The organism is Aminobacter niigataensis (assembly GCF_014200015.1).
GTDB classification, from domain to species: domain Bacteria; phylum Pseudomonadota; class Alphaproteobacteria; order Rhizobiales; family Rhizobiaceae; genus Aminobacter; species Aminobacter niigataensis.
On record NZ_JACHOT010000001.1, the window covers coordinates 136,393 to 155,783 of the forward strand.

The 19,391-nt window shown below is 62.3% G+C and carries 19 protein-coding genes; 10 read left to right on the forward strand and 9 right to left on the reverse strand.

Annotation, left to right across the window (positions count from 1 at the left end; all coding sequences use genetic code 11):
* Positions 1 to 189 precede the first annotated feature (189 nt).
* The 3 genes from GGQ99_RS00755 to GGQ99_RS00765 form a co-directional block, all read right to left on the reverse strand.
* On the reverse strand, positions 190 to 360 hold the full coding sequence (locus GGQ99_RS00755) for a type II toxin-antitoxin system antitoxin (protein WP_018428911.1): 171 nt from the start codon (positions 358 to 360) through the stop codon (positions 190 to 192).
* Between the two features lie 120 nt (positions 361 to 480).
* Positions 481 to 828, reverse strand: a complete 348-nt coding sequence (locus GGQ99_RS00760; RefSeq protein ID WP_183259981.1) for a hypothetical protein — start codon at positions 826 to 828, stop codon at positions 481 to 483.
* Between the two features lie 267 nt (positions 829 to 1,095).
* On the reverse strand, positions 1,096 to 2,298 hold the full coding sequence (locus tag GGQ99_RS00765; protein ID WP_108607386.1) for a pyridoxal phosphate-dependent aminotransferase: 1,203 nt from the start codon (positions 2,296 to 2,298) through the stop codon (positions 1,096 to 1,098).
* 281 nt (positions 2,299 to 2,579) lie between these two features.
* Between GGQ99_RS00765 and GGQ99_RS00770 the strand changes: the two genes are divergently transcribed.
* From GGQ99_RS00770 to GGQ99_RS00780, 3 genes are all read left to right on the forward strand, one after another.
* On the forward strand, positions 2,580 to 3,482 hold the full coding sequence (locus GGQ99_RS00770) for an EAL domain-containing protein (RefSeq protein WP_183259983.1): 903 nt from the start codon (positions 2,580 to 2,582) through the stop codon (positions 3,480 to 3,482).
* Positions 3,482 to 4,321 (forward strand): EAL domain-containing protein, encoded by an 840-nt coding sequence (locus GGQ99_RS00775; protein ID WP_183259984.1) that lies wholly within the window; start codon positions 3,482 to 3,484, stop codon positions 4,319 to 4,321. Before GGQ99_RS00770 ends, GGQ99_RS00775 begins: the two co-directional genes overlap by 1 nt.
* 124 nt (positions 4,322 to 4,445) lie before the next feature.
* Positions 4,446 to 5,057, forward strand: a complete 612-nt coding sequence (locus GGQ99_RS00780; protein WP_183259986.1) for a glutathione S-transferase family protein — start codon at positions 4,446 to 4,448, stop codon at positions 5,055 to 5,057.
* A 300-nt stretch (positions 5,058 to 5,357) separates the two neighbouring features.
* On the opposite strand, the gene GGQ99_RS00785 is transcribed toward GGQ99_RS00780, so the two are convergent.
* A complete protein-coding gene (locus GGQ99_RS00785) occupies positions 5,358 to 5,567 on the reverse strand; it encodes a cold-shock protein (protein WP_055970634.1) in 210 nt (69 codons plus the stop codon).
* Positions 5,568 to 5,950: 383 nt separating this feature from the next.
* Between GGQ99_RS00785 and GGQ99_RS00790 the strand changes: the two genes are divergently transcribed.
* Positions 5,951 to 6,280, forward strand: a complete 330-nt coding sequence (locus GGQ99_RS00790; RefSeq protein ID WP_183259988.1) for a hypothetical protein — start codon at positions 5,951 to 5,953, stop codon at positions 6,278 to 6,280.
* A gap of 90 nt (positions 6,281 to 6,370) precedes the next feature.
* Here the strand turns inward: GGQ99_RS00790 and GGQ99_RS00795 are convergent, their stop codons facing one another.
* Positions 6,371 to 6,895 carry a methylated-DNA--[protein]-cysteine S-methyltransferase gene (locus tag GGQ99_RS00795; protein WP_246389469.1) on the reverse strand — a complete coding sequence of 175 codons (525 nt, stop codon included), beginning with the start codon at positions 6,893 to 6,895 and terminating at the stop codon, positions 6,371 to 6,373.
* Between the two features lie 236 nt (positions 6,896 to 7,131).
* On the opposite strand from GGQ99_RS00795, the gene GGQ99_RS26040 reads away from it, so the two are divergent.
* The 5 genes from GGQ99_RS26040 (at position 7,132) to GGQ99_RS00820 (ending at position 12,999) form a co-directional block, all read left to right on the forward strand.
* Positions 7,132 to 8,142: a lytic transglycosylase domain-containing protein gene (locus tag GGQ99_RS26040; RefSeq protein WP_246389360.1), complete on the forward strand. Its 1,011-nt coding sequence runs from the start codon at positions 7,132 to 7,134 to the stop codon at positions 8,140 to 8,142.
* A gap of 3 nt (positions 8,143 to 8,145) precedes the next feature.
* Positions 8,146 to 8,631, forward strand: coding sequence for a GNAT family N-acetyltransferase (locus GGQ99_RS00805; protein ID WP_108607392.1), 486 nt, complete (start codon positions 8,146 to 8,148; stop codon positions 8,629 to 8,631).
* A 107-nt stretch (positions 8,632 to 8,738) separates the two neighbouring features.
* Entirely contained in the window at positions 8,739 to 10,385 is a 1,647-nt protein-coding gene (locus GGQ99_RS00810; RefSeq protein WP_183259991.1) for a peroxidase family protein, read from the forward strand.
* 833 nt (positions 10,386 to 11,218) lie between these two features.
* Complete coding sequence (locus GGQ99_RS00815) at positions 11,219 to 11,815, forward strand: hypothetical protein (RefSeq protein ID WP_183259993.1); 597 nt, start codon at positions 11,219 to 11,221, stop codon at positions 11,813 to 11,815.
* 65 nt (positions 11,816 to 11,880) lie between these two features.
* Positions 11,881 to 12,999, forward strand: coding sequence for a helix-turn-helix domain-containing protein (locus tag GGQ99_RS00820; protein ID WP_183259995.1), 1,119 nt, complete (start codon positions 11,881 to 11,883; stop codon positions 12,997 to 12,999).
* 16 nt (positions 13,000 to 13,015) lie between these two features.
* Here GGQ99_RS00820 and GGQ99_RS00825 read toward each other — a convergent pair whose 3' ends face one another.
* Complete coding sequence (locus GGQ99_RS00825) at positions 13,016 to 13,399, reverse strand: hypothetical protein (RefSeq protein ID WP_246389362.1); 384 nt, start codon at positions 13,397 to 13,399, stop codon at positions 13,016 to 13,018.
* A gap of 328 nt (positions 13,400 to 13,727) precedes the next feature.
* Between GGQ99_RS00825 and GGQ99_RS00830 the strand changes: the two genes are divergently transcribed.
* On the forward strand, positions 13,728 to 14,237 hold the full coding sequence (locus GGQ99_RS00830) for a GrpB family protein (protein WP_108609806.1): 510 nt from the start codon (positions 13,728 to 13,730) through the stop codon (positions 14,235 to 14,237).
* A 296-nt stretch (positions 14,238 to 14,533) separates the two neighbouring features.
* Here the strand turns inward: GGQ99_RS00830 and GGQ99_RS00835 are convergent, their stop codons facing one another.
* The 3 genes from GGQ99_RS00835 to GGQ99_RS00845 form a co-directional block, all read right to left on the reverse strand.
* Entirely contained in the window at positions 14,534 to 14,908 is a 375-nt protein-coding gene (locus tag GGQ99_RS00835; RefSeq protein WP_183259996.1) for a hypothetical protein, read from the reverse strand.
* Between the two features lie 384 nt (positions 14,909 to 15,292).
* Entirely contained in the window at positions 15,293 to 18,778 is a 3,486-nt protein-coding gene (gene carB, locus GGQ99_RS00840; RefSeq protein WP_183260005.1) for a carbamoyl-phosphate synthase large subunit, read from the reverse strand.
* Between the two features lie 243 nt (positions 18,779 to 19,021).
* A complete protein-coding gene (locus GGQ99_RS00845) occupies positions 19,022 to 19,363 on the reverse strand; it encodes an ArsR/SmtB family transcription factor (protein ID WP_108609807.1) in 342 nt (113 codons plus the stop codon).
* Between the last annotated feature and the right edge of the window lie 28 nt (positions 19,364 to 19,391).

Genomic DNA, 19,391 nt, shown 5'->3' on the forward strand with positions numbered 1-19,391 from the left:
CTTAGTCGTAGAAGCAGCCGCGAAGTGTTCGAAGCCATTGATGCTGCATCGCAAAAGCGATGCGTGGCTGGCGCCAGAACAGTCTGGCTCCTTGTTCGAACTCGTCGGCGTGCGCAGGCGGAAAGCTATTGGCGGATGCTGCCCGGCGGCACGATTGCGCCGCCGAGCCATTTGCCGGGAAGTGCGGGCTCAGGCGGCCCGTTCTTCCTTCTCGACGAGGTAGCCGCGGTCTCGCAGCCACCGGGCGATGATGATTTCGACCATCGACGACACCGAACGGTGATCGTCCTTGGCCGCCTTGACGAGCGCTTCCTTGAGGTCGCGTTCGATACGGAATCCGAGTGGGTGAGTCTTAGACATGACAATTCCTGAGACTTGTCGGGACGTGTAGTCCCGTGGGAGGACGACCGGTGTGCGACGAGCCTATGAATGTGTCGCGAGTTGACCGGTCATGCGGCGCAGGTGGGGCGCGTTGCGCCGTCAGGCCTGGGCTGGCGGTGCGCGGGGTGCGCTCGTTCGTGCGCGCAGGAAATTGAAAGGCGAGCCGGCCGGCGATGCGGCGCTGTCGATGGCCGCGATCGGCAGGCCGTGAGCAGCCCGAAGCAAGCCGTTGTCATCCGCGAGGTCGCAATTGCCCTCAGCCAGCGTGACGCATGAATCGCTCCACATCGGAAGCGCGAAAGGATCTGCGGGTTCCGTGTAGGGCGCGTCGCCGGCGGAAAGCTGAGGGCTTTCGTCTTGATTGCTGAAATGCGCGTGACTCGATGCAACCGAGGCCGTGAGGGCAGCAAAAACCGGTAGCAGCAGCAAGAACAAGTGCGCGAGCAAACTTCTGCTCCTTCGCCCCTGCTGCTGCTGTCTATGCTGATACAATTGCTGCCTCTGGACGCCTCTGCATACGTCCGCCCGCTACGGCGGATATAGTTACTTTAGATTAACAGAGTTCGGGCCGGCACGGCAATATGCAAATGTATAACAGCGTATGAGAATCGAAGATTCCTGCCGGCAACCTCATGACAGTTTCGGTCGATTCGCACAGCCGGCAAAGAAAAACCCGGCCGGAGCCGGGTTTTTCCAACAGTCAGATATGTGAGCTCAGACGAGAGAGGCGGTAAAGCGCTGGATGCGCGTGCAGGCCTCTTCGAGAATCTTCTCCGAGGTGGCGTAGGAGATGCGGAAATTCGGACCGAGGCCGAATGCCGAACCCTGGACCACTGCCACGCCTTCGGCCTCGAGCAGCTCCGAGGTGAAGACCGCATCGTCGGTGATGACCGTGCCGCCTTGCGTCTTCTTGCCGATCAGCCCGGCGCAGGACGGATAGACGTAGAAGGCGCCTTCCGGCGACGGGCAAGAGATGCCGCGCGCTTGGTTGAGCATCGACACGACCAGGTCGCGGCGGGCCTGGAAGATCGCCTTGTTCTTGGCGATGAAGTCCTGCGGGCCGTTGAGTGCTTCGACCGAAGCCCACTGGGCGATGGTGCAGGCACCCGAGGTCTGCTGGCCCTGGATCATGTCCATCGCCTTGATCAGCTGGATCGGACCGGCGGCGTAGCCGATGCGCCAGCCGGTCATGGCATAGGCCTTCGACACGCCGTTCATGGTCAGCGTGCGGTCGTAGAGTTTCGGCTCGACCTCGGCGATGGTCTTGAAGACGAAGTCGCCATAGGTCAGGTGCTCGTACATGTCGTCGGTCAGCACCCAGACATGCGGATGCTTGAGCAGCACGTCTGCGATGGCGCGCAGCTCGGCCTCGCTATAGGCGGCGCCCGAGGGGTTGGACGGCGAGTTCATGACCAGCCACTTCGACTTCGGCGTGATCGCCTTTGCCAGCGCATCCGCCGTCAGCTTGAAGCCGTTGTCGATGCTGGTCTCGGCATAGGTCGGCGTGCCGCCGCAGATCGCCACCATCTCGGGGTAGCTGACCCAGTAGGGCCGGGGGATGATGACCTCGTCGCCGGGGTTCAGCGTTGCCATGAAGGCGTTGAACAGGATCTGCTTGCCGCCGGTGCCGACGATGGTCTGCTCCGGCTTGTAGTCGAGATTGTTCTCGCGCTTGAACTTCTTGGCGATGGCTTCGCGCAGGGGCGCAATGCCGGAAACCGGAGGATACTTGGTCTCGCCGCGGCGAATGGCTTCGATCGCCGCATTCTTGATATTGTCCGGCGTGTCGAAGTCAGGCTCGCCTGCGCCCAGGCCGATGACGTCGCGGCCGGCGTTTTTCAGCTCGCGCGCTTTCTGCGTGACCGCGATGGTCGCGGAAGGCTTAACGCGGGAAAGGGCATCGGCAAGAAAGGCCATGACTTCAGGTCTCCGGTTCGGAAAAACACGCGGTCGCGCGACCGCTTTTGCGCGTCCAACGGAACGCGCGGCGCTGTAATGTCGCATGACGCAGGGAATCGCAAGCATATTGACGCCTTGGCGTGCCGGATGTGCTGGGCCAGAGACCTGGTGAAGCTGTGCATAAGCAGGCGGCTGCCGGCACGTGGGTCAAGTTTGAGACATTCCGTTAACCGGCGATCAAATCTTCGATGAGATTTTGGCGGAGCAATTTCGCCAGCATTCCGGAAATAGGACGGACCGTGTCGAAGAGCATCGGGCTCGCCCATATCATCCGGCACGACGACGGTTCTGCGACCGGAGTCTGGGGCGTGCACGCGCTGCACAGCGCGTTCCAGCCGATTTTTGCCTTTCAGTCGGGCCGTTTGCTGGTCACGGCCTTCGAAGGGCTGATCAGGCCGTTTCGTGGAGCGGACGCGGTGCCCCCGGGTATGTTCTTCGCCGTCGTGGACAGTGCAGAGCGACTGCAGGTCGAGACCCTGACGCGGACGCTGCATTTGCTCAACGCCGCGACGTTCGTGCCCAAGGCTGCGTCGATCTTCATCAATTTCGATCCGTCGGTGTTTCTCGACCGCTCGATTTCGGAACACGCGCTGCGCGACATGCGCCAGGTTCTCAACGAGACCGGCATCGATCCACGCCGCATCGTCTGCGAAGTGACCGAGAAGCCGGCCTCGGAAGAGGCACTGTTCGATTTCGTCCGGGCCCTCAAGGCAAACGGCTTGCGCATCGCCGTGGATGATTTCGGCTCGGCCGAATCCGACATCAAGCGGATCCGCGACATCAAGCCCGACATCGTCAAGTTCGATGCCCACTGGATCAGCCGCCTCATGGAATCCGGTGCAGGCTTCGCCCTGCTCAAGGAAATGGTGGCGAACTTCGAAGAGAAGGGGATTCGCACCGTCTTCGAGGGGCTCGAGGAGAGCTGGCAACTGCAACTGGCCGAGCGCTCCGGCGCCTCGATGGTGCAGGGGTTCGTGCTGGCAATGCCGGAGATCGTGCCGGCGGATTTTTCGCATTTCGAGCCGGCAGCACTCGAAGCCGCCGGCAAGCAACAGGGGTCCCCGGCCGTGGCCGGAGACGCTGGCCCGCTGGCAGGCAGCGCGCCGAGAACAGGCCGAAGTTTCGGCAAAAGGACATCGTGATGAGTGACGGGTTTTTCGGCTTTGGCGCACTGCCGGCGGATCTCGCTGCCAAGATCGTCGCCGACGAGGTTGGGCTGGAGTACGGCATCCATGGCGATTTCCGCCTGCGCTGCGCCATGCAGCCGATCTTCAGGCATGAGCAGGGCCGGCTGACGCCGGTGACCGCCGATGCGCATGTCGTGCCTTACCTGCAGGGCCAGCCGGTCCCGATGCTCGAATTCCTCGCTGAAGTGGCTGCCGAAGATCGCGCGATCGTCGGGCGCATGATCGAGGTCCTGCCGCTCGCCAATGTCCACAATATCGGCGTCGAAGGCGTTTCGTTGCTGTTCCGTCACAATGGAAGCGGTGGCAGCGAAGCCATGGACGACCTGCGCTTCATGGTGCGGGGCCTTGAGGACGAAGGTTTCGATGTGTCGCAGCTGGTATGCGAAATCGATGGGGTCGACGAGCGCCTTGCCGACGCCTTGCGTGAACTGGGCCTGCGTGTCGCGCTTGCTCATCGTGGGGTAGAGCAGCCGGATGCGCATGCAGCCTGTCGGGTGAATGCCGACATCGTCAGGCTCGATCGGGTGTCGTTCGAGCGTTTCTGCGCCGACGCCGCTACCGGCCGGCTGTTGCGGCCCGTGGTCTCGGAGTTCAAGGCGCAAGGGGCAGCGGTGTTGGTCGAGGGCATCGACAGCGAAAGCCGTCTTGAAATAGCCCTTGGTGCCGGCGTCGAGCTGTTCCAGGGCGACCTGCTCGAGCCGGCAATGCTGGTCGGCAGCGTCTTTGCCGACGGACCGCGCGAGGCGTCGCAATATCGCCGCGGCGAATGTGTCGTTGTTCCATTGTTTGGCTGACACCTAGCCGCTGTTCGGCTGATGCCTGGCGAAGCATCACAAATGCTGATGTTTCGCAGCAGAACAAATCGCTGGTCTGACGTTTCCGCGCGGTGATAATCGCGGTCGAACAAGGGCCAGCGCAATGACCACGATCTACGGAATGACCGACAGCGGCAATTGCTACAAGCCACGCCTGCTCATGGCAAAGCTTGGGCGGCCTTTCACCCATGTCGAAACCAGTTCGCGTGACGGCACAACGCGTTCACCCGGCTATCTTGCCAAGAACGCCAACGGCAAGGTGCCGCTGCTCGAGCTGGACGACGGCCGCTTTCTTGCCGAATCGAATGCCATCCTGCTGCATCTGGCCGAGGGCACCCGGCTGTTGCCGGCCGATGCCTATGAGCGGGCGCTCGTCTACCAATGGCTGTTTTTCGAGCAATACAGCCATGAGCCCTATGTCGCGGTACGGCGCTCGCTGTACGTTTATCCCGAGCGGGCGGCGCAGGCGACGCCGGAACGCCTGGCGTCTTTGCTGGAGAGCGGCAACAAGGCGCTCGGCGTGATGGAAGTCCAACTGGCCAAGACGCCGTTCCTGGCGAGCAATGCTATAAGCGTCGCCGACATCGCGCTCTACGCCTACACGCATGATGCTGGCACGGGCGGCTTTGAGTTGGCGAATTTCCCGGCGGTGAGTGCCTGGCTTGACCGCGTCCGGGCCGACCCTGGCCACGTGCCGATCGGCTGGCTGCCCTGATCAGGCTTGGTGCTGCAAATAAGAAGGCCCGGAGATCGGTTCGATCTCCGGGCCTTTCGTATCTCCGGTGAGACTGGCTCGCGCTAATCCGCAATCCTTGCCCTGTCCGTCAAAAACAAAAAGGCGGGGTGTAACCCCGCCTTCCGCTGTCAGCAGCTGATCCTGGATCCTTTGGCCCGTGGCTCACGGCAATCTGCCGCATCGTCCTTCAGGTTTTGGGTCCGGCGCGCTTGTCGCGCTGCCGCCAGTACATCCGTGACTTGCTACGCAATCGGAGCTTTCGCTCCCGCGCGCCTTAAATCAGACTGCCTTGAGAGCTCCGGCAGACGAGCGGCCCGTACGACGGTCCTGCTCGATCTCGAAGCTGATCTTCTGGCCATCGGCCAGCGAGCCCATGCCCGAACGCTCGACAGCGGAGATGTGGACGAATACGTCCGCGCCACCTGCGTCGGGCTGAATGAAGCCGAAGCCCTTGGTTGCGTTGAACCACTTAACGGTGCCAGTTGCCATTGCGATAATCCTTGTCGTCTGCAGTTTGGTCTTGATCAAGCTATGTGCCCGACCCGTGATATCGAAATTTTGGAGATAGACGTCTGCAAACGCGAGTGTGTCGCGGGGCACGGATCTGTCGGCCGAAATATCAACGGGAGCGATATACGGGCAATTGTCGTTCAACGCAAGCCCTTCCTGTTGCGGGATGCTCGAAAGCGGCATCAATAGTCATGCAACCATGGCGGGCGAAAAGTGTTATATTGCTTGGCGTTACAGCGTCGTGGATTGGAGAATGCGCAAGCCACGCTGCAGCCCCTTGTATCGCAGCATCAACCTGAAATCCGATTCCCGTCATCGGGTTGATGCGTGAGTGCCGCTGCCGAAGTCTTCGGAGAACTGTCATGAAAATCATTCTGCTTGCTGCTTGCCTGACTCTGTTTGCGGCCGAGGCCCAGGCCGTCTCGCGCTATATTTCGACCAGCATGAGCTGCGCCCAGGTGCAGGGCGCCGTGCGCGGCGAAGGCGTGGCGATCCTGCGCTGGACGTCGCCAACCTCGGGTGTGCCGCGCTACGACCGCTATGTCAGGAACGACCGCTTCTGCCCGTCGGGCCAGGAGGCGCGGCGGGCCTATGTGCCAACCGCCGATGCGAGATCGTGCCCGGTCTACAATTGCAAGCAGATTGAGCGCGATCGATTCTTCTTCAAGCGCCGGCTGTTCCCGCACAATTGAGCGCCGGCTCCGTGCCGAGGTAGCCTTGCCCATTCCGCTCCGACCGGGATGGGCGCGCTACCGTGCATATGCATGACCCTGTTTGCGATCTTAGAAGCCGAACGATGCCTGTGCTGCCGGCGGCGGGCCGACGTGGACGCCTTCCAGCACCAGCATCTTTTCCTTCATCAGCGAGCCGCCGGTTGCCGAGAAGCCGCCGATCTTGCCGCCGGCCGCCAGGATGCGGTGGCACGGGATGACCAGGGGGATCGGATTGCTGCCGAGTGCTGCGCCGGTTTCGCGAAACAGGCCCTTGTGCCCGGCCTTCTCGGCCAGCCCGCCATAGGTGGTGGTTTCGCCGTGATGGAGATTTCTGGCTGCGGCATAGATATCCTTGCGAAAATCGTCGACGCCGGCGAGGTCGACCGGTACGTCGGAGAAATCGACATCGGTGCCTTCGGCATAGCGCCTGATGTCGGCGACGAGAGCAGCAATCCATGCCGGAGCAATTCGGTCAGTGTCGAGGGTTGCTGCGTCCGTGCCGGCCAGGCGCAACAAGCGCCGTTCGGCTGCCGCATGGGTCTTTTCGGGCAGGCAGACGCGGGTCAGGCCGGCATCGCTCCAGGCGAGCGCCATGAAGCCGAGCGCTGTTTCGAACACCGCATGACCGGGCAAGGGCAAGGAAATGGCGCTGTCCACATCAGTTCCTTTCGTCGAAGCATTCGTTGCGAAATCGGTACATATCGGGAACATTTTCGCACGATCTGCGGCCCTATGCCACCCGAAAACCGCATCCGCCTGTGGATTGCCCGGGCCGGGGCCTTCATGTAAGGAGGTTCGGGCGGGACGAAATCATTAACCAGAGTGTGCATTTGCCGGCGATAAAGACCCATCTGCTGATCTCGGCGGCATTGGCGACGGCTCTGCTGTCGGGCTGCCAGACAAACACAGCGGCGCTTTCCACAGACCTTTCGACAGGCGCGGACGTTGCCTTGAGCGCCGATACGAGCCTTGCCCCATCTACCGGGGCCGATCTCGCTCTGCCTGAGACGGTTGCCGTGGTGCCGACCTCGTTTGCCGCGGTCGAAGCGTCGCCGGCAACGGCCGTGCTTGCAGCTGCAGCGATCGAGCCCGATGCATCGGATGTCACCGTTGCCGCTGCCGCGACCGCCCCGGCGGCTGGGAGCGTCGCCGTCGCAACTGCATCTGAAGCCGCCAAGACACCGGCGACCACTGCACCGGCACCTGCCGCTGCGCCCGTCGTTGCTGCTGCCAAGGCTCCGGTCGACCCGATGACAGCGCCGATGGCCGGTGGCGATATCGTTGCCGCCGCCAGCGACCCCAAGCTTTCCGGCGCGTTCCCGCCGGCGCCGACGCTTGCCGACTACGCCCTGCCGGCCAAGGCGCCGGTGCCGAAGAGCTATCAGGTGGCGTCGCTCGGCACTGTCGCGCCCGAAAGCTTCGCCACCTCGTCCTATGCCGCGCCCGACAGCCCGGCGCTGGCCTCGCGCGGCAAGATCGATGAACTGATCTCGAAATACGCGGCCCTTTACGAAGTGCCGGAGAAGCTGGTGCGGCGTGTCGTCAACCGCGAGAGCACCTTCAATCCGCTGGCCTATAACAGGGGTCACTGGGGGCTGATGCAGATCAAGCACGCGACGGCGCGCGGCATGGGCTATGACGGCCCGGCCAACGGCCTGCTCGACGCCGAGACCAACCTGAAATTCGCCGTCAAATACCTGCGCGGCGCCTTCATGGTCGCCGACGGCAATGAGGACCAGGCCGACAAGCTCTACCAGAGCGGCTATTATTACCACGCCAAGCGCAAGGGCCTGCTCGACGAGACCGGGCTCGGCCGCGACCGCGCGCGCCACCGCGGCTGACACATGCCTTCGCCGCAAGGTGACAACGACGTTCGCCTGCGCAAGGTGCTGGGCGGCGAACCGTATACCCCGCAATGGCCCGACGGTTTTGCGATGCGGACGTTCCAGGCGTCCGACGCCCGGGCTTTGCACGATCTGCTCGAGCTTGCCTTCGACGACGGCTTGAACGGCCCGTTCGATGTCTGGTGGCCCAGGCTCGCCGATGACGCTGAGTTCGATCCCGGCCTGTGTTTCCTCGTCCACGACAGCAGCGGGCGGCTGGCCGGTGCGGCACAATGCTGGAACGGCGGCTTCGTCAAGGACCTTGCCGTGCACCCCGACTTTCGCGGCAAGGGCATTGCCGAGGCGCTGATGCGGCAGGTGTTTGCGGCCTTCGCGGCGCGCGGGACCGGCCATGTCGACCTCAAGACCAACCGCTTCGGCAACGCCGCCGCCTATCGGCTCTATCTCCGGCTCGGCATGACCGAGGTCGACTGGTCGGGAGAGTAACGTACAACCATTAGTATACATCAATTGATATATGCTATTCTAGATTGCGATAATTCGCGATCGGCATTACGCTGTTCCCCTTCACGCCAGTCAGGGGAGGCACTTTCATGGCCGGGCCGAATCTCAGGGAGCGTAGCAGGCACGGCTTCGTCAGCCGGCAGATCTTGGCGGAGGGCGCGGTCATTGCCGCGGCGCGAGCGGCGCCGGCCGCGGTGTCGCCGCTGGCCGTCGGCGGCGCGCAGGGCGAAACCTTCTTCGACTTCATGTTCGGCGAGCTGCGCGGCCAGGGGCTGACCGCCACGGACGCCGACCTGCTCGCACTCGCCAACGCCATGGTGGAGCCGGACCTCGCCCCCGGCGACCCCGCTCAGGCGGGGCTCGACAATCCCGACATTCCCGCCGGCTTTACCTATCTCGGCCAGTTCGTCGACCACGACATCACGCTGGACCTGACGCCGCTGAGCGAGGCGATGGCGGACCCCGAGATGACGCGCAACTTCCGCACGCCGGGGCTCGACCTCGACTGCGTCTATGGCGCCGGGCCGGGGCCGCACCGCTTCCTGTTTGCGCGGGGGCCAAATGCCGACGGCCAGGTGGTCGATACGCCGAAGCTGCTGCTCGGCGCTGCCGAGGTGTCGATCGAGAATCCCGACCGGCCCGGCCAGCAGGTGCCGCAGCTGCCCAACGACCTGCAGCGCAACGCGCAGGGCGTGGCGCTGATCGGCGATCACCGCAACGACGAGAACCTGATCGTCGCGCAGATCCATCTCGCCTTCCTGAAGTTCCACAACGCTGTGGTCGACCACCTCAAGGGCACGGTGCCCGACGACAGGCTGTTTGCCGAGGCGGCGCGGACGGTGCGCTGGCACTACCAGTGGATGGTGCTGCACGACTGGGTCGAGCGGCTGACCGAGCCGGGCATCGTCGCCCGGATCCTGCATGAGGGGCGAAAATTCTACCGCTTCAAGACCAAGCCGTTCATGCCGTGGGAGTTTTCCGGCGCCGTCTACCGGCTCGGCCATTCGATGGTCAGGCCGCGCTACAACCACAACCGCATCTTCCGCACGCCCGAGCCGCACCTGGCCGAAGGCACGTTCAATTTCTTCTTCCGCTTCACCAACCTGTCGGGCGGGCTCGACAGCGGCACGCCGGGGCAGGGCACGTTCCCGAGCAACTGGGTGATCGACTGGCGGCGCTATTTCGACCTGCCGGCGCCCGACGCCATCAAGGCCGAGTTCAATCATTCGCGCCGGCTGGATCCGCTGCTGGCCGGCGCGTTGCACCGGCTGCCCGGGGCGGAGTCCGGCTCGGCCAAGGCAAGCCTTGCCTTCCGCAACCTCAGGCGCGGGGTGCAGATCGGGCTGCCGTCGGGCCAGGCCGTGGCCGCGCTGATACGCCGGAAGATCGCCTTCGACCCGATCTCGCCGGCCGAGATCGCCACCGGGCCGGACGGCGCGGTGGCGAAGTCGCTCGGCTTCGACGCCAAGACGCCGCTCTGGTACTACATCCTCAAGGAAGCCGAGCTGCGCGGCGCGGGCAGGCGGCTCGGCCCGGTGGGCGGACGCATCGTCGCCGAGGTGTTTATCGGCCTCGTCCAGGGCGACGAGGGATCCTATCTCTCCGACCCCGCATGGACGCCGCATCTGCCGGCTGATGTGCCCGGCACGTTCTTCATGGCCGATTTGCTGAAGTTCGTCGCTGCCTGGGAGAGCCCCGCCGACCCGGACAAGAGCCTGAACCCGGTGGGTGACTGAGGGGTGACATGTCCGTTCCTTCTCCCCGTGTGGGAGAAGGTGCCTGAACGAAGTGAAGGCGGATGAGGGGTGCTGGGCGGAGTGGGGCGTTTCCGAACTCCCGACGAAATCCATTTCTCCATCCTCTCATTCCTTCCAACACCCCTCATCCGACCTCGCTTCGCTCGGCCACCACCCGGCCTTCCGCTATGGCTTCGGGCGTTCGTCGTTGGAAAAGCCAAATCGTTGGCTTTTCCTGGCCTTCGGCCACCACTCCTCACCCCACAAGGGGAGACGGGGAGTTCGCGCACTTCATCCGCGCCACGCTCGCCTTCGCGCCTGGCCATTGTCATCCTTCGACAAGCTCAGGATGAGGAAGTTCGGGAAGCGGGGCGCGGGGCCGTGCCTGCCGAATGCTAAATGGTGGCGCGAACCCGCGCACCGCCGGCGATTTCCGTTCCCGTCCGTTCCGCTTCCGGGGCATCGGGCATTTTCGCCCATGCCCCCACTAGCGCATCGTCCAGCGCACCCGGGCCGTAGTGCCCGAGGGGGAACCCTTGGACGGAACCTCCCCGGACCATGAGCCACGTTAGCCCACAATCGGAGGCGCCGGTTCCTCCCCGCATGCCACCGTCGCGACCGGCGTTCCCGCGGGAGGAACTGGCGATGATTGTACGGGAGGTTCTTGGGGCGTGGAAAAGAGGGGTGGGTCTATCCACGCGGATTGCTGACAGATGGTGACAAGGGCAGCACGGTATGCTGACATTTTTGGCTCAAGCTTACTTTTCTCGGTCTTGTTGACATAATTAAGAAAATGCCTGAAGGTGACCCGGTAGATTCGGAGCAATTGAGATATGACCGGTGTTCTGCCTTGGGAAATGCATCCTGACCTGACTGAAGATCGCTTGGCTAAGGTGGCCGAATTGATCTGTCGGGGACGAAATGATGCCGTGCTATGGCAAAATGAAGAAATTGGCGATGATAGCTGGGTGCTCGGATGTCGGGCATTTCAAGCATGCCGACATCAAATTATTTCTGCCGAAGCTAATGGTGATTTCCCATGGCTGTCAGTTGCGGACAATTCAAAGCATCTTGTCTTTAGTATAGGCGCGGTTCCAGTTCGCTTCTACCGTGGATTAGCTGAGGAACCGACGTCTAGAACAATGCGTCAATCTTTCCCAGAGCTGCAGCAAATGTCAATGTTATTTCCTGGTGAGGAGGCCGGTCAGCTTCTTTATCGCTTTGCTGTTGAGACTGATATTGACGGCACTGTGACCTCAATCAAGTTCGTTGGTCTGCTCGGGGAAACCGCAAAACTAATTTGGGAGGTACCATTAGTTGCTAGCGTTGGCGCTCCAATTTCGATAAACGCGCCTGCTGACGGCGTGGAGCTGGACTCGCCAGTTGTCGGTCTACCCAAGACTGACGCAGGCACGGCGGCCGCTGGTTAGGCTGCTAAGCGGCAATTCAAGATCAGCTGAGTGATGAGAAATCATCTGACTGTCAGGCACTACGAATGCAACACAATGGGCTCAGGTTCGACGGCGAACAACTGCGATTGGCTCGGCTCACGTTTGGCTTGTCGTTGGAGCAAATCGCAACTGAAGTGTCGGCGACGCGGCAGTACATCCACCAGCTAGAGACTGGAGCAAGGTCACCTGCGGACGGAATGATCGAGGCGCTTGCTGATGCTCTCGGAGTGCAGTCCAAGTTCTTCTTTATGACCGGGGCCTCCAACGTAGGGCCCGAGCAATGCCATTTTCGGAAACAACTTACCACGCCAGCTTCGGTGACCAGTCAAGTATTGGCGCGTGGTACACTGCTGGATAGGCTTGCTGAGCAATTGGGCCACCGACTCAGCCTCCCTTCGGTGAACTTTCCTGACATTCCGGTAGACAGTCTGGACGACGTTGAGCGTGCGGCTGAAGAAACGCGACGGTATTGGCGCTTGGGTTCCGACGGCCCGATCACAAACATGACTCGTGTTGTGGAAAATGCTGGAGCTATCGTCACCTACTTCCATGGCCTGTCGGAACGTGTGGATGCTCTATCCATGGATCGCCCGAGGCCAATTATTGTCAGGAGCGACGCCAAGGCGAGTCTATGTCGACAGCGTTTCGATCTCGCGCACGAGTGTGGCCACTTGGTTATGCATCGTGGGGTGGAAACGGGTGACAAGAGAACCGAGACTCAGGCGCATTTTTTCGCAGGTGCGTTCCTTTTTCCTCGTGGCGCCTTTTTGCGCGACTATCCACGAGGCCGATCGCTGAATTGGGCGGTTTTGTTCCAGCTAAAATTACGTTGGAAAATTTCAGTTCGAGCTATGGTCCGAAGAGCATTTGATCTTGGAGTGATTGATGCCGCTCAATATAGAACGGCGAACATTCAGATTGTTAAGACAGGTCAGGCAAAAAATGAGAAATACGATGACAAATTGCCACTCGATCAGCCAGAGCTGCTCGATAAGGCTATAGATTTTCTAAGTAAAAATAGCCATCATGGCCTTCATACTTTGGCGGATGACATGGGGTTTGCAAGTGGAATGTTTAAATTACTGACTGGAAATTCTCTTCATTCTGTGCGCCCAATTTTTGATGATCCAAAGGTGATCATGCTGGATTCCCGCAAGAGATAGTTAAGAAGGCCGGCGTTCAGGTTCGGTCAGACGGTGCGCTGCGCCGTCCCAGCCGCCCCTTCATCTCCAGCGCCCACGCCCGCCCTTCATCGCCGCCCCAGAGCAGCCAGGCGACGTAGCCGGCTGAGGGGTTCTGCTCGTTGCCGTAGTTCTTGCCGCGCTTGTCGACCTCGTGGCGGGCGAAGTAGCTGACCAGGCGCTTGATAGTGTGGGGTGAAAGCTCGGTGCGGGCGACAAGCTCCTCGGCGCGGGCGACGCCGATCTCGGTGCCGCCGCGTCCGAATTGTTTTCTGAGCGCAAGTCCCTTGGCGGCGTTGTCGGCTACCACCTGTGGCGGGATCAGGCTTGTGCCCGATGCCTCGCGGCGGATCTCGTCGAACGGGTCGTAGGCGATGGGCATGCGGCGATTCCTGCGTTTGGGGCAGGGTAGCCGGATGGGAGTGGGATGGGGAGAGTGGGGCGCGTGGTGGCAACTGCCTCTATACGCAAATAGGGGGGCACTAGGTCGCAAAGATCACAAAAAGCAACGTATCTAATTGAATTGATTGAGAAAATCGCGTCCGTAAGGATGTATCAAGACGTTTGCCAGGTTTAACTGCGAGCCCAGTACGTGTCTTCAGTGGCTTTGTCCGGATATCTCTACAAGCGGTCATCCTGTTCGGACAGCGGGTGACTTGTAGGGCATCAATAAGTTAGCGTTGTGCTTTCCGCGTCTGAGGATGATGCCGATGCCAACTTTGGTCGAACTCGTTCCTTATGATCCGAATTGGGCGAAGCACTTTTCCGATGCTGAAGCGGTGTTAAGAGCAACGCTCGGCTCCAGCGTTGTGGCTATTGACCACGTTGGAAGTACTGCGATTCCAGGCATCCCCGCCAAGCCTATCATTGATATCGACGTCACATTGTCGAGTTTGTCAGCAATTCCCCGTGGCAGCGCGGGCTTGGTCAATGCGGGATATGAGCCTCGGGGAAATCGGTACGACGATGACGTTTGGGCGTTCTTGTTGAAAAGCTCGGCCCCTCAACTTCGAGTCTATCTTTGTCCCGAGGGAAATCGCACTCATGAACGCCGGTTGGTGTTTCGCGAATACCTCCGCCACCACGATGATGCTGCGAAGGAGTATTCATTCTTGAAGAGGCGGCTTGCTGCACAGTTTCCATATGATGGAGATCGTTACACCTCAGAAAAAAGCCAGTTTGTTCAGGGGATAGTAGAGATAGCGCTGGGATACGTTTGATGACTTTGGTTGACAGCAGAAGATGCGCTTGCCTCTTGCAATGCTCTGCCTTTCTGTTGGTTTTCGATGGTCCGAGGCTCCGTTTTCACCGGAACCAAGGTAGTCGCGATGCGATCATAGGTCTGGTGATTTTTGCTACCGAATGCCGCAAATAGGCGCGGTGATCCGCTGCGCTCGCGGAATACCCCCACCCTCAATCCCTCCCCACAAGGGGGAGGGAGGTCTAATCGCGCTATTCGGCCCATGTGATGGAGGGCAAGGGCAGTGAACTTATCGGCGCTGTGAGAAGCGCCAGTTCACTTCGAGGCGTAGATGGCGCACTTGCCCGTGGTCTTCATCTTGTACGTCTTGCCGACCGAGTTGCAGCGCTCCAGCGCCTGCTTTTCGGCGGCCGCCTGGGACGGTGCGTTGAGGGAGGCGCCGCAGTAGAAGGCTTCGACGGCGCCTAGGTGCGTCTGCGCGTAGGCCGAGTGGCCGGATGCGGCGACATATTTCTTGTAGCCGTCCTTGCAGGGGCCCGTCGTCTGTCCAAACTGCAGCGGATAGCGCTTGTTGCCTGCCTCGCCGGCCAGCGAACCCTTGTCCTTGGCCATCGCCGCGCCGGGCACGGCCGCGACCAACAGTCCCGCCAGCACCGATGCCAGTGCCAGCCGCATAGTGTTCAGCTTCATTCTCAAATACTCCCCACCCGATCGTGAAGAGTTACCTGCAATCTATGCGGGTGAAAAGGTGGAGGTGAAGAAATATCGAAGTACCGCGAAAAGAAGGCGGTCTTGTTTTAGCTTCTGCTTGCGCATTGATGCTCGGTTTCAAGCCGCGCGTCTGAGCCGGCTAGTGGCTTTGCTGGGGCTGTTCCGGCGTGTGCCGGCGAGCTGAACGGCGGGGGGCGGATGGAGCTGAGCGCAAAAGCGGGGGGAGGTCGCGATCCTTTGCACCTCCCTCTGGCCTACCGGCGTTCGATGCTAGAAAAGCCAAGCAATTGGCTTTTCTTCCGCCATGCGGACCGCATCTCACCCCCCACAAGGGGGGTGATCAGCAGTTTTGGTGTAGCGCGGTTACTTGAAGTAGTCCTGCAGCGGACGCACCTCGAGCGAGCCGGCCTTGAGCGCGGCGATGGCTTCGGCAACCGCCGCGGCGCCCGACAGCGTGGTGTAGTAGGGCACCTTCTGCATCAGCGTGGCGCGGCGGATCGACTTCGAGTCCGACACCGCCTTCTGGCCGTCGGTGGTGTTGAAGACGATCTGGATCTGGCGGTTGCGGATGGCGTCCTCGATGTGCGGACGGCCTTCGAGCACCTTGTTGATCTTTTCGGCCGGCACGCCGTTTTCATTCAGGAAACGCGCGGTGCCGGAGGTGGCGAGAACCTTGAAGCCGAGGCCGGAGAGGCGCTGGACAGCGCCCAGGATGCCGGCCTTGTCCTCGTCGCGGACCGAGACGAACAACGTGCCCGAGCGCGGCAGGTCGACGCCGGCGCCGAGCTGGGCCTTGGCGAAGGCGAGTGCATAGTCGCGGTCGAGGCCCATGACCTCGCCGGTCGACTTCATCTCCGGCCCGAGCAGGATGTCGACGCCGGGGAAGCGGGCGAACGGGAACACCGCTTCCTTGACGGCGATGTGGCCGGGATTGCGCGCATCGGGCTTGGCGCCGTAGTGGGCGAAGGCGTCGTCGAGGCTCTCGCCCGACATGATGCGGGCGGCGATCTTGGCGATCGGCTTGCCGACGGTCTTGGCGACGAAGGGCACGGTGCGCGAGGCGCGCGGGTTGACCTCAAGCACGTAGATCACGCCATCCTTGATGGCATATTGGACGTTCATCAGGCCGCCGACATTGAGCGCACGCGCCATGGCCGAGGTCTGGCGCTCGAGCTCGTCGACGAGTTCGGTGGAGAGCGAGTGCACCGGCAGCGAGCAGGCGCTGTCGCCCGAGTGGATGCCGGCTTCCTCGATGTGCTCCATGATGCCGGAGACGAAGGTGTCCTTGCCGTCGCAGAGGCAGTCGACGTCGACCTCGATGGCGCCCGAGAGATAGGTGTCGAACAAAAGCGGGTTCTTGCCGAGCAGGGTGTTGATCTGGCCGGTCTTGTCGTTGGGGTACTTCTGCTTGATGTCCTCGGGCACCAGGCCCGGCACGGTGTCGAGCAGGTAGGACTGCAGCATGCCCTCGTTGTGGATGATCTGCATGGCGCGGCCGCCGAGCACGTAGGACGGGCGCACGACCAGCGGGAAGCCGAGTTCGCCGGCAACGGTGCGGGCCTGCTCGACGGAGTAGGCGATGCCGTTCTTGGGCTGGGTCAGGTCGAGCTTTTTAAGCAGCTTCTGGAAGCGGTCGCGGTCCTCGGCGAGGTCGATCATGTCGGGCGAGGTGCCGAGGATCGGGATGCCGGCCTTTTCGAGCGCGTCGGCAAGCTTGAGCGGGGTCTGGCCGCCGAACTGGACGATGACGCCGTGCAGCGTGCCGGCGGCCTGTTCGACGCGCAGGATTTCGAGCACGTCCTCGGCCGTCAGCGGCTCGAAATAAAGCCGGTCGGAGGTGTCGTAGTCGGTCGACACGGTCTCGGGGTTGCAGTTGATCATGATCGATTCGTAGCCGGCCTCGCGCAGCGCGTAGGCGGCGTGGACGCAGCAATAGTCGAACTCGATGCCCTGGCCGATGCGGTTGGGGCCGCCGCCGAGGATGACGACCTTCTTGGCGGACGAGACCTGGGCCTCGTCGGCGAGGCTGCCGGCAAAGGGCACCTCATAGGTCGAATACATGTAGGCGGTGGGCGAGGCGAACTCGGCAGCACAGGTGTCGATGCGCTTGTAGACCGGGTGGACGCCGAGCTTTTGGCGAGTCTTATGAACGGCTTCGGGCTCGCTCTTCGTAAGCGAGGCGAGGCGGGCGTCGGAGAAGCCCATCGACTTCAGCATGCGCAGGTTGTCGGCATCCTCGGGCAGGCCGTGCTCGCGCACGCGGGCCTCCATGGCGATGATGCCGGCGATCTGCTCGAGGAACCACGGGTCGATCTTGCACATGGCGTGCACGTCTTCGAGCGAGGTGCCCATGCGGATGGCCTGGGCGACCATGCGCAGGCGGTCGGGGGTGGGCGTGCCGAGGGCGGCGCGGATGGCGTTGCGGTCGTCGCCGTCGGTGCCGATGCCGGGGATCTCGATCTCGTCGAGGCCGGTGAGGCCGGTTTCAAGGCCGCGGAGCGCCTTCTGCAGCGATTCCTGGAAGGTGCGGCCGATGGCCATGACCTCGCCAACCGACTTCATGGCGGTGGTGAGCACGGGCGAGGCGCCGGGGAACTTTTCGAAGGCAAAGCGCGGAATCTTGGTGACGACGTAGTCGATCGACGGCTCGAAGGAAGCGGGCGTCGCGCCGCCGGTGATGTCGTTTTCGAGCTCGTCAAGCGTGTAGCCGACGGCGAGCTTGGCGGCGATCTTGGCGATCGGGAAGCCGGTGGCCTTGGACGCAAGAGCAGACGAGCGCGAGACGCGCGGGTTCATCTCGATGACGACGAGGCGGCCGTCGGCCGGGTTGACGGCGAACTGGACGTTGGAGCCGCCGGTCTCGACGCCGATCTCGCGCAGCACCGCGATCGAGGCGTTGCGCATGATCTGGTATTCCTTGTCGGTCAAGGTCAGCGCGGGGGCTACCGTGATCGAATCGCCGGTGTGCACGCCCATCGGGTCGATGTTTTCGATCGAGCAGATGATGATGCAGTTGTCGGCGCGGTCGCGCACGACCTCCATCTCGTATTCCTTCCAGCCAAGCACCGATTCCTCGATCAGCACTTCGGTGGTGGGGGAGGCGTCGAGGCCGGACTGGACGATGTCGAAGAATTCCTGGCGGTTGAAGGCGATGCCGCCGCCGGTGCCGCCCATGGTAAAGGACGGGCGGATGATGGCGGGCAGGCCGACATGGTCGAGCGCCTGGGCGCCGATCGCCATGCCGTGGTTGATGTAGCGCTGCTTGCGGTCGCCTTCGCCGAGGTTCCACTGGGTTTCGAGCGCGTCGAGCGCGGCGTCGAGATCGGCTGGGGCCTCGAGCTTGAGGGCGGCGCGCTCGGCCTCGTGCTTCTTGCGGTCGGCGTCCTTGACGTCGGAGGCGTTGGCCAGCATCGACTTCGGCGTCTCCAGGCCGATCTTGGCCATGGCCTCGCGGAACAGCGAGCGGTCCTCGGCCTTGTCGATGGCGTGCGCGTCGGCGCCGATCATCTCGACATTGTAGCGTTCGAGCACGCCCATGCGGCGCAGCGAAAGCGCGGTGTTGAGCGCGGTCTGGCCGCCCATGGTCGGCAGCAGCGCGTCGGGGCGCTCCTTGGCGATGATCTTGGCGACCACTTCAGGCGTGATCGGCTCGATGTAGGTGGCGTCGGCCAGCTCCGGGTCGGTCATGATGGTGGCCGGGTTGGAGTTGACCAGGATGACGCGGTAGCCCTCCTCCTTCAGCGCCTTGCAGGCCTGGGTGCCGGAGTAGTCGAACTCGCAGGCCTGGCCGATGACAATAGGACCGGCACCAATGATCAGGATGGACTTGATGTCGGTGCGTCTTGGCATGGCGTGCGTCCGTCAGTAGGCCTGCGCGAAGAACCGGGACGGGGCAATGCCCGGGCCGGTGCGCAAGTGAGATTCAAGTATCAGGCTAGGCGCGCCTTATAGGGGAAGGACGGGGAGGGGGGAACCCCGAAAATAGCATTTAAGCCATTGTAGACAGGCAAGAATGACTCCGGTGCGCGCGGTTCGTCGTGCGAGGGCGCTTCGAGGTGCGGCCGGTGCGTGTCCGCTTCGAACTTTGGAGGTTCAGCTATCTTCCCTGAGCCGCTCCAACTGGGGCAGGCCGCGGGCGGCGGTGACGATCGAATCGAGCAGGCCGGGGAAGCGGCTGTCGAGGTCGTCGCGGCGCAGCGAGATCAGCCGGCTGGTGCCGGAAACCTCGGTGCGGGTGATACCGGCCTCGCGCAGCTTGGCGAGGTGGTAGCTGAGATTGGTCTTGGAGCCGAAATCGAGGAACTGGCCGCAGCTCATCGCCACGCCTTCGTTGCGGGCGAGATAGCCGACGATGGCGAGCCGGGTCTGGTCGCCGAGCACGGCAAGCACGTTGGCGAGGCTGATCTGGTCGGGATTGGGGTGCGGCAATGACATGGTTCGAAGGTAGCGGCGCTGTCCGGTC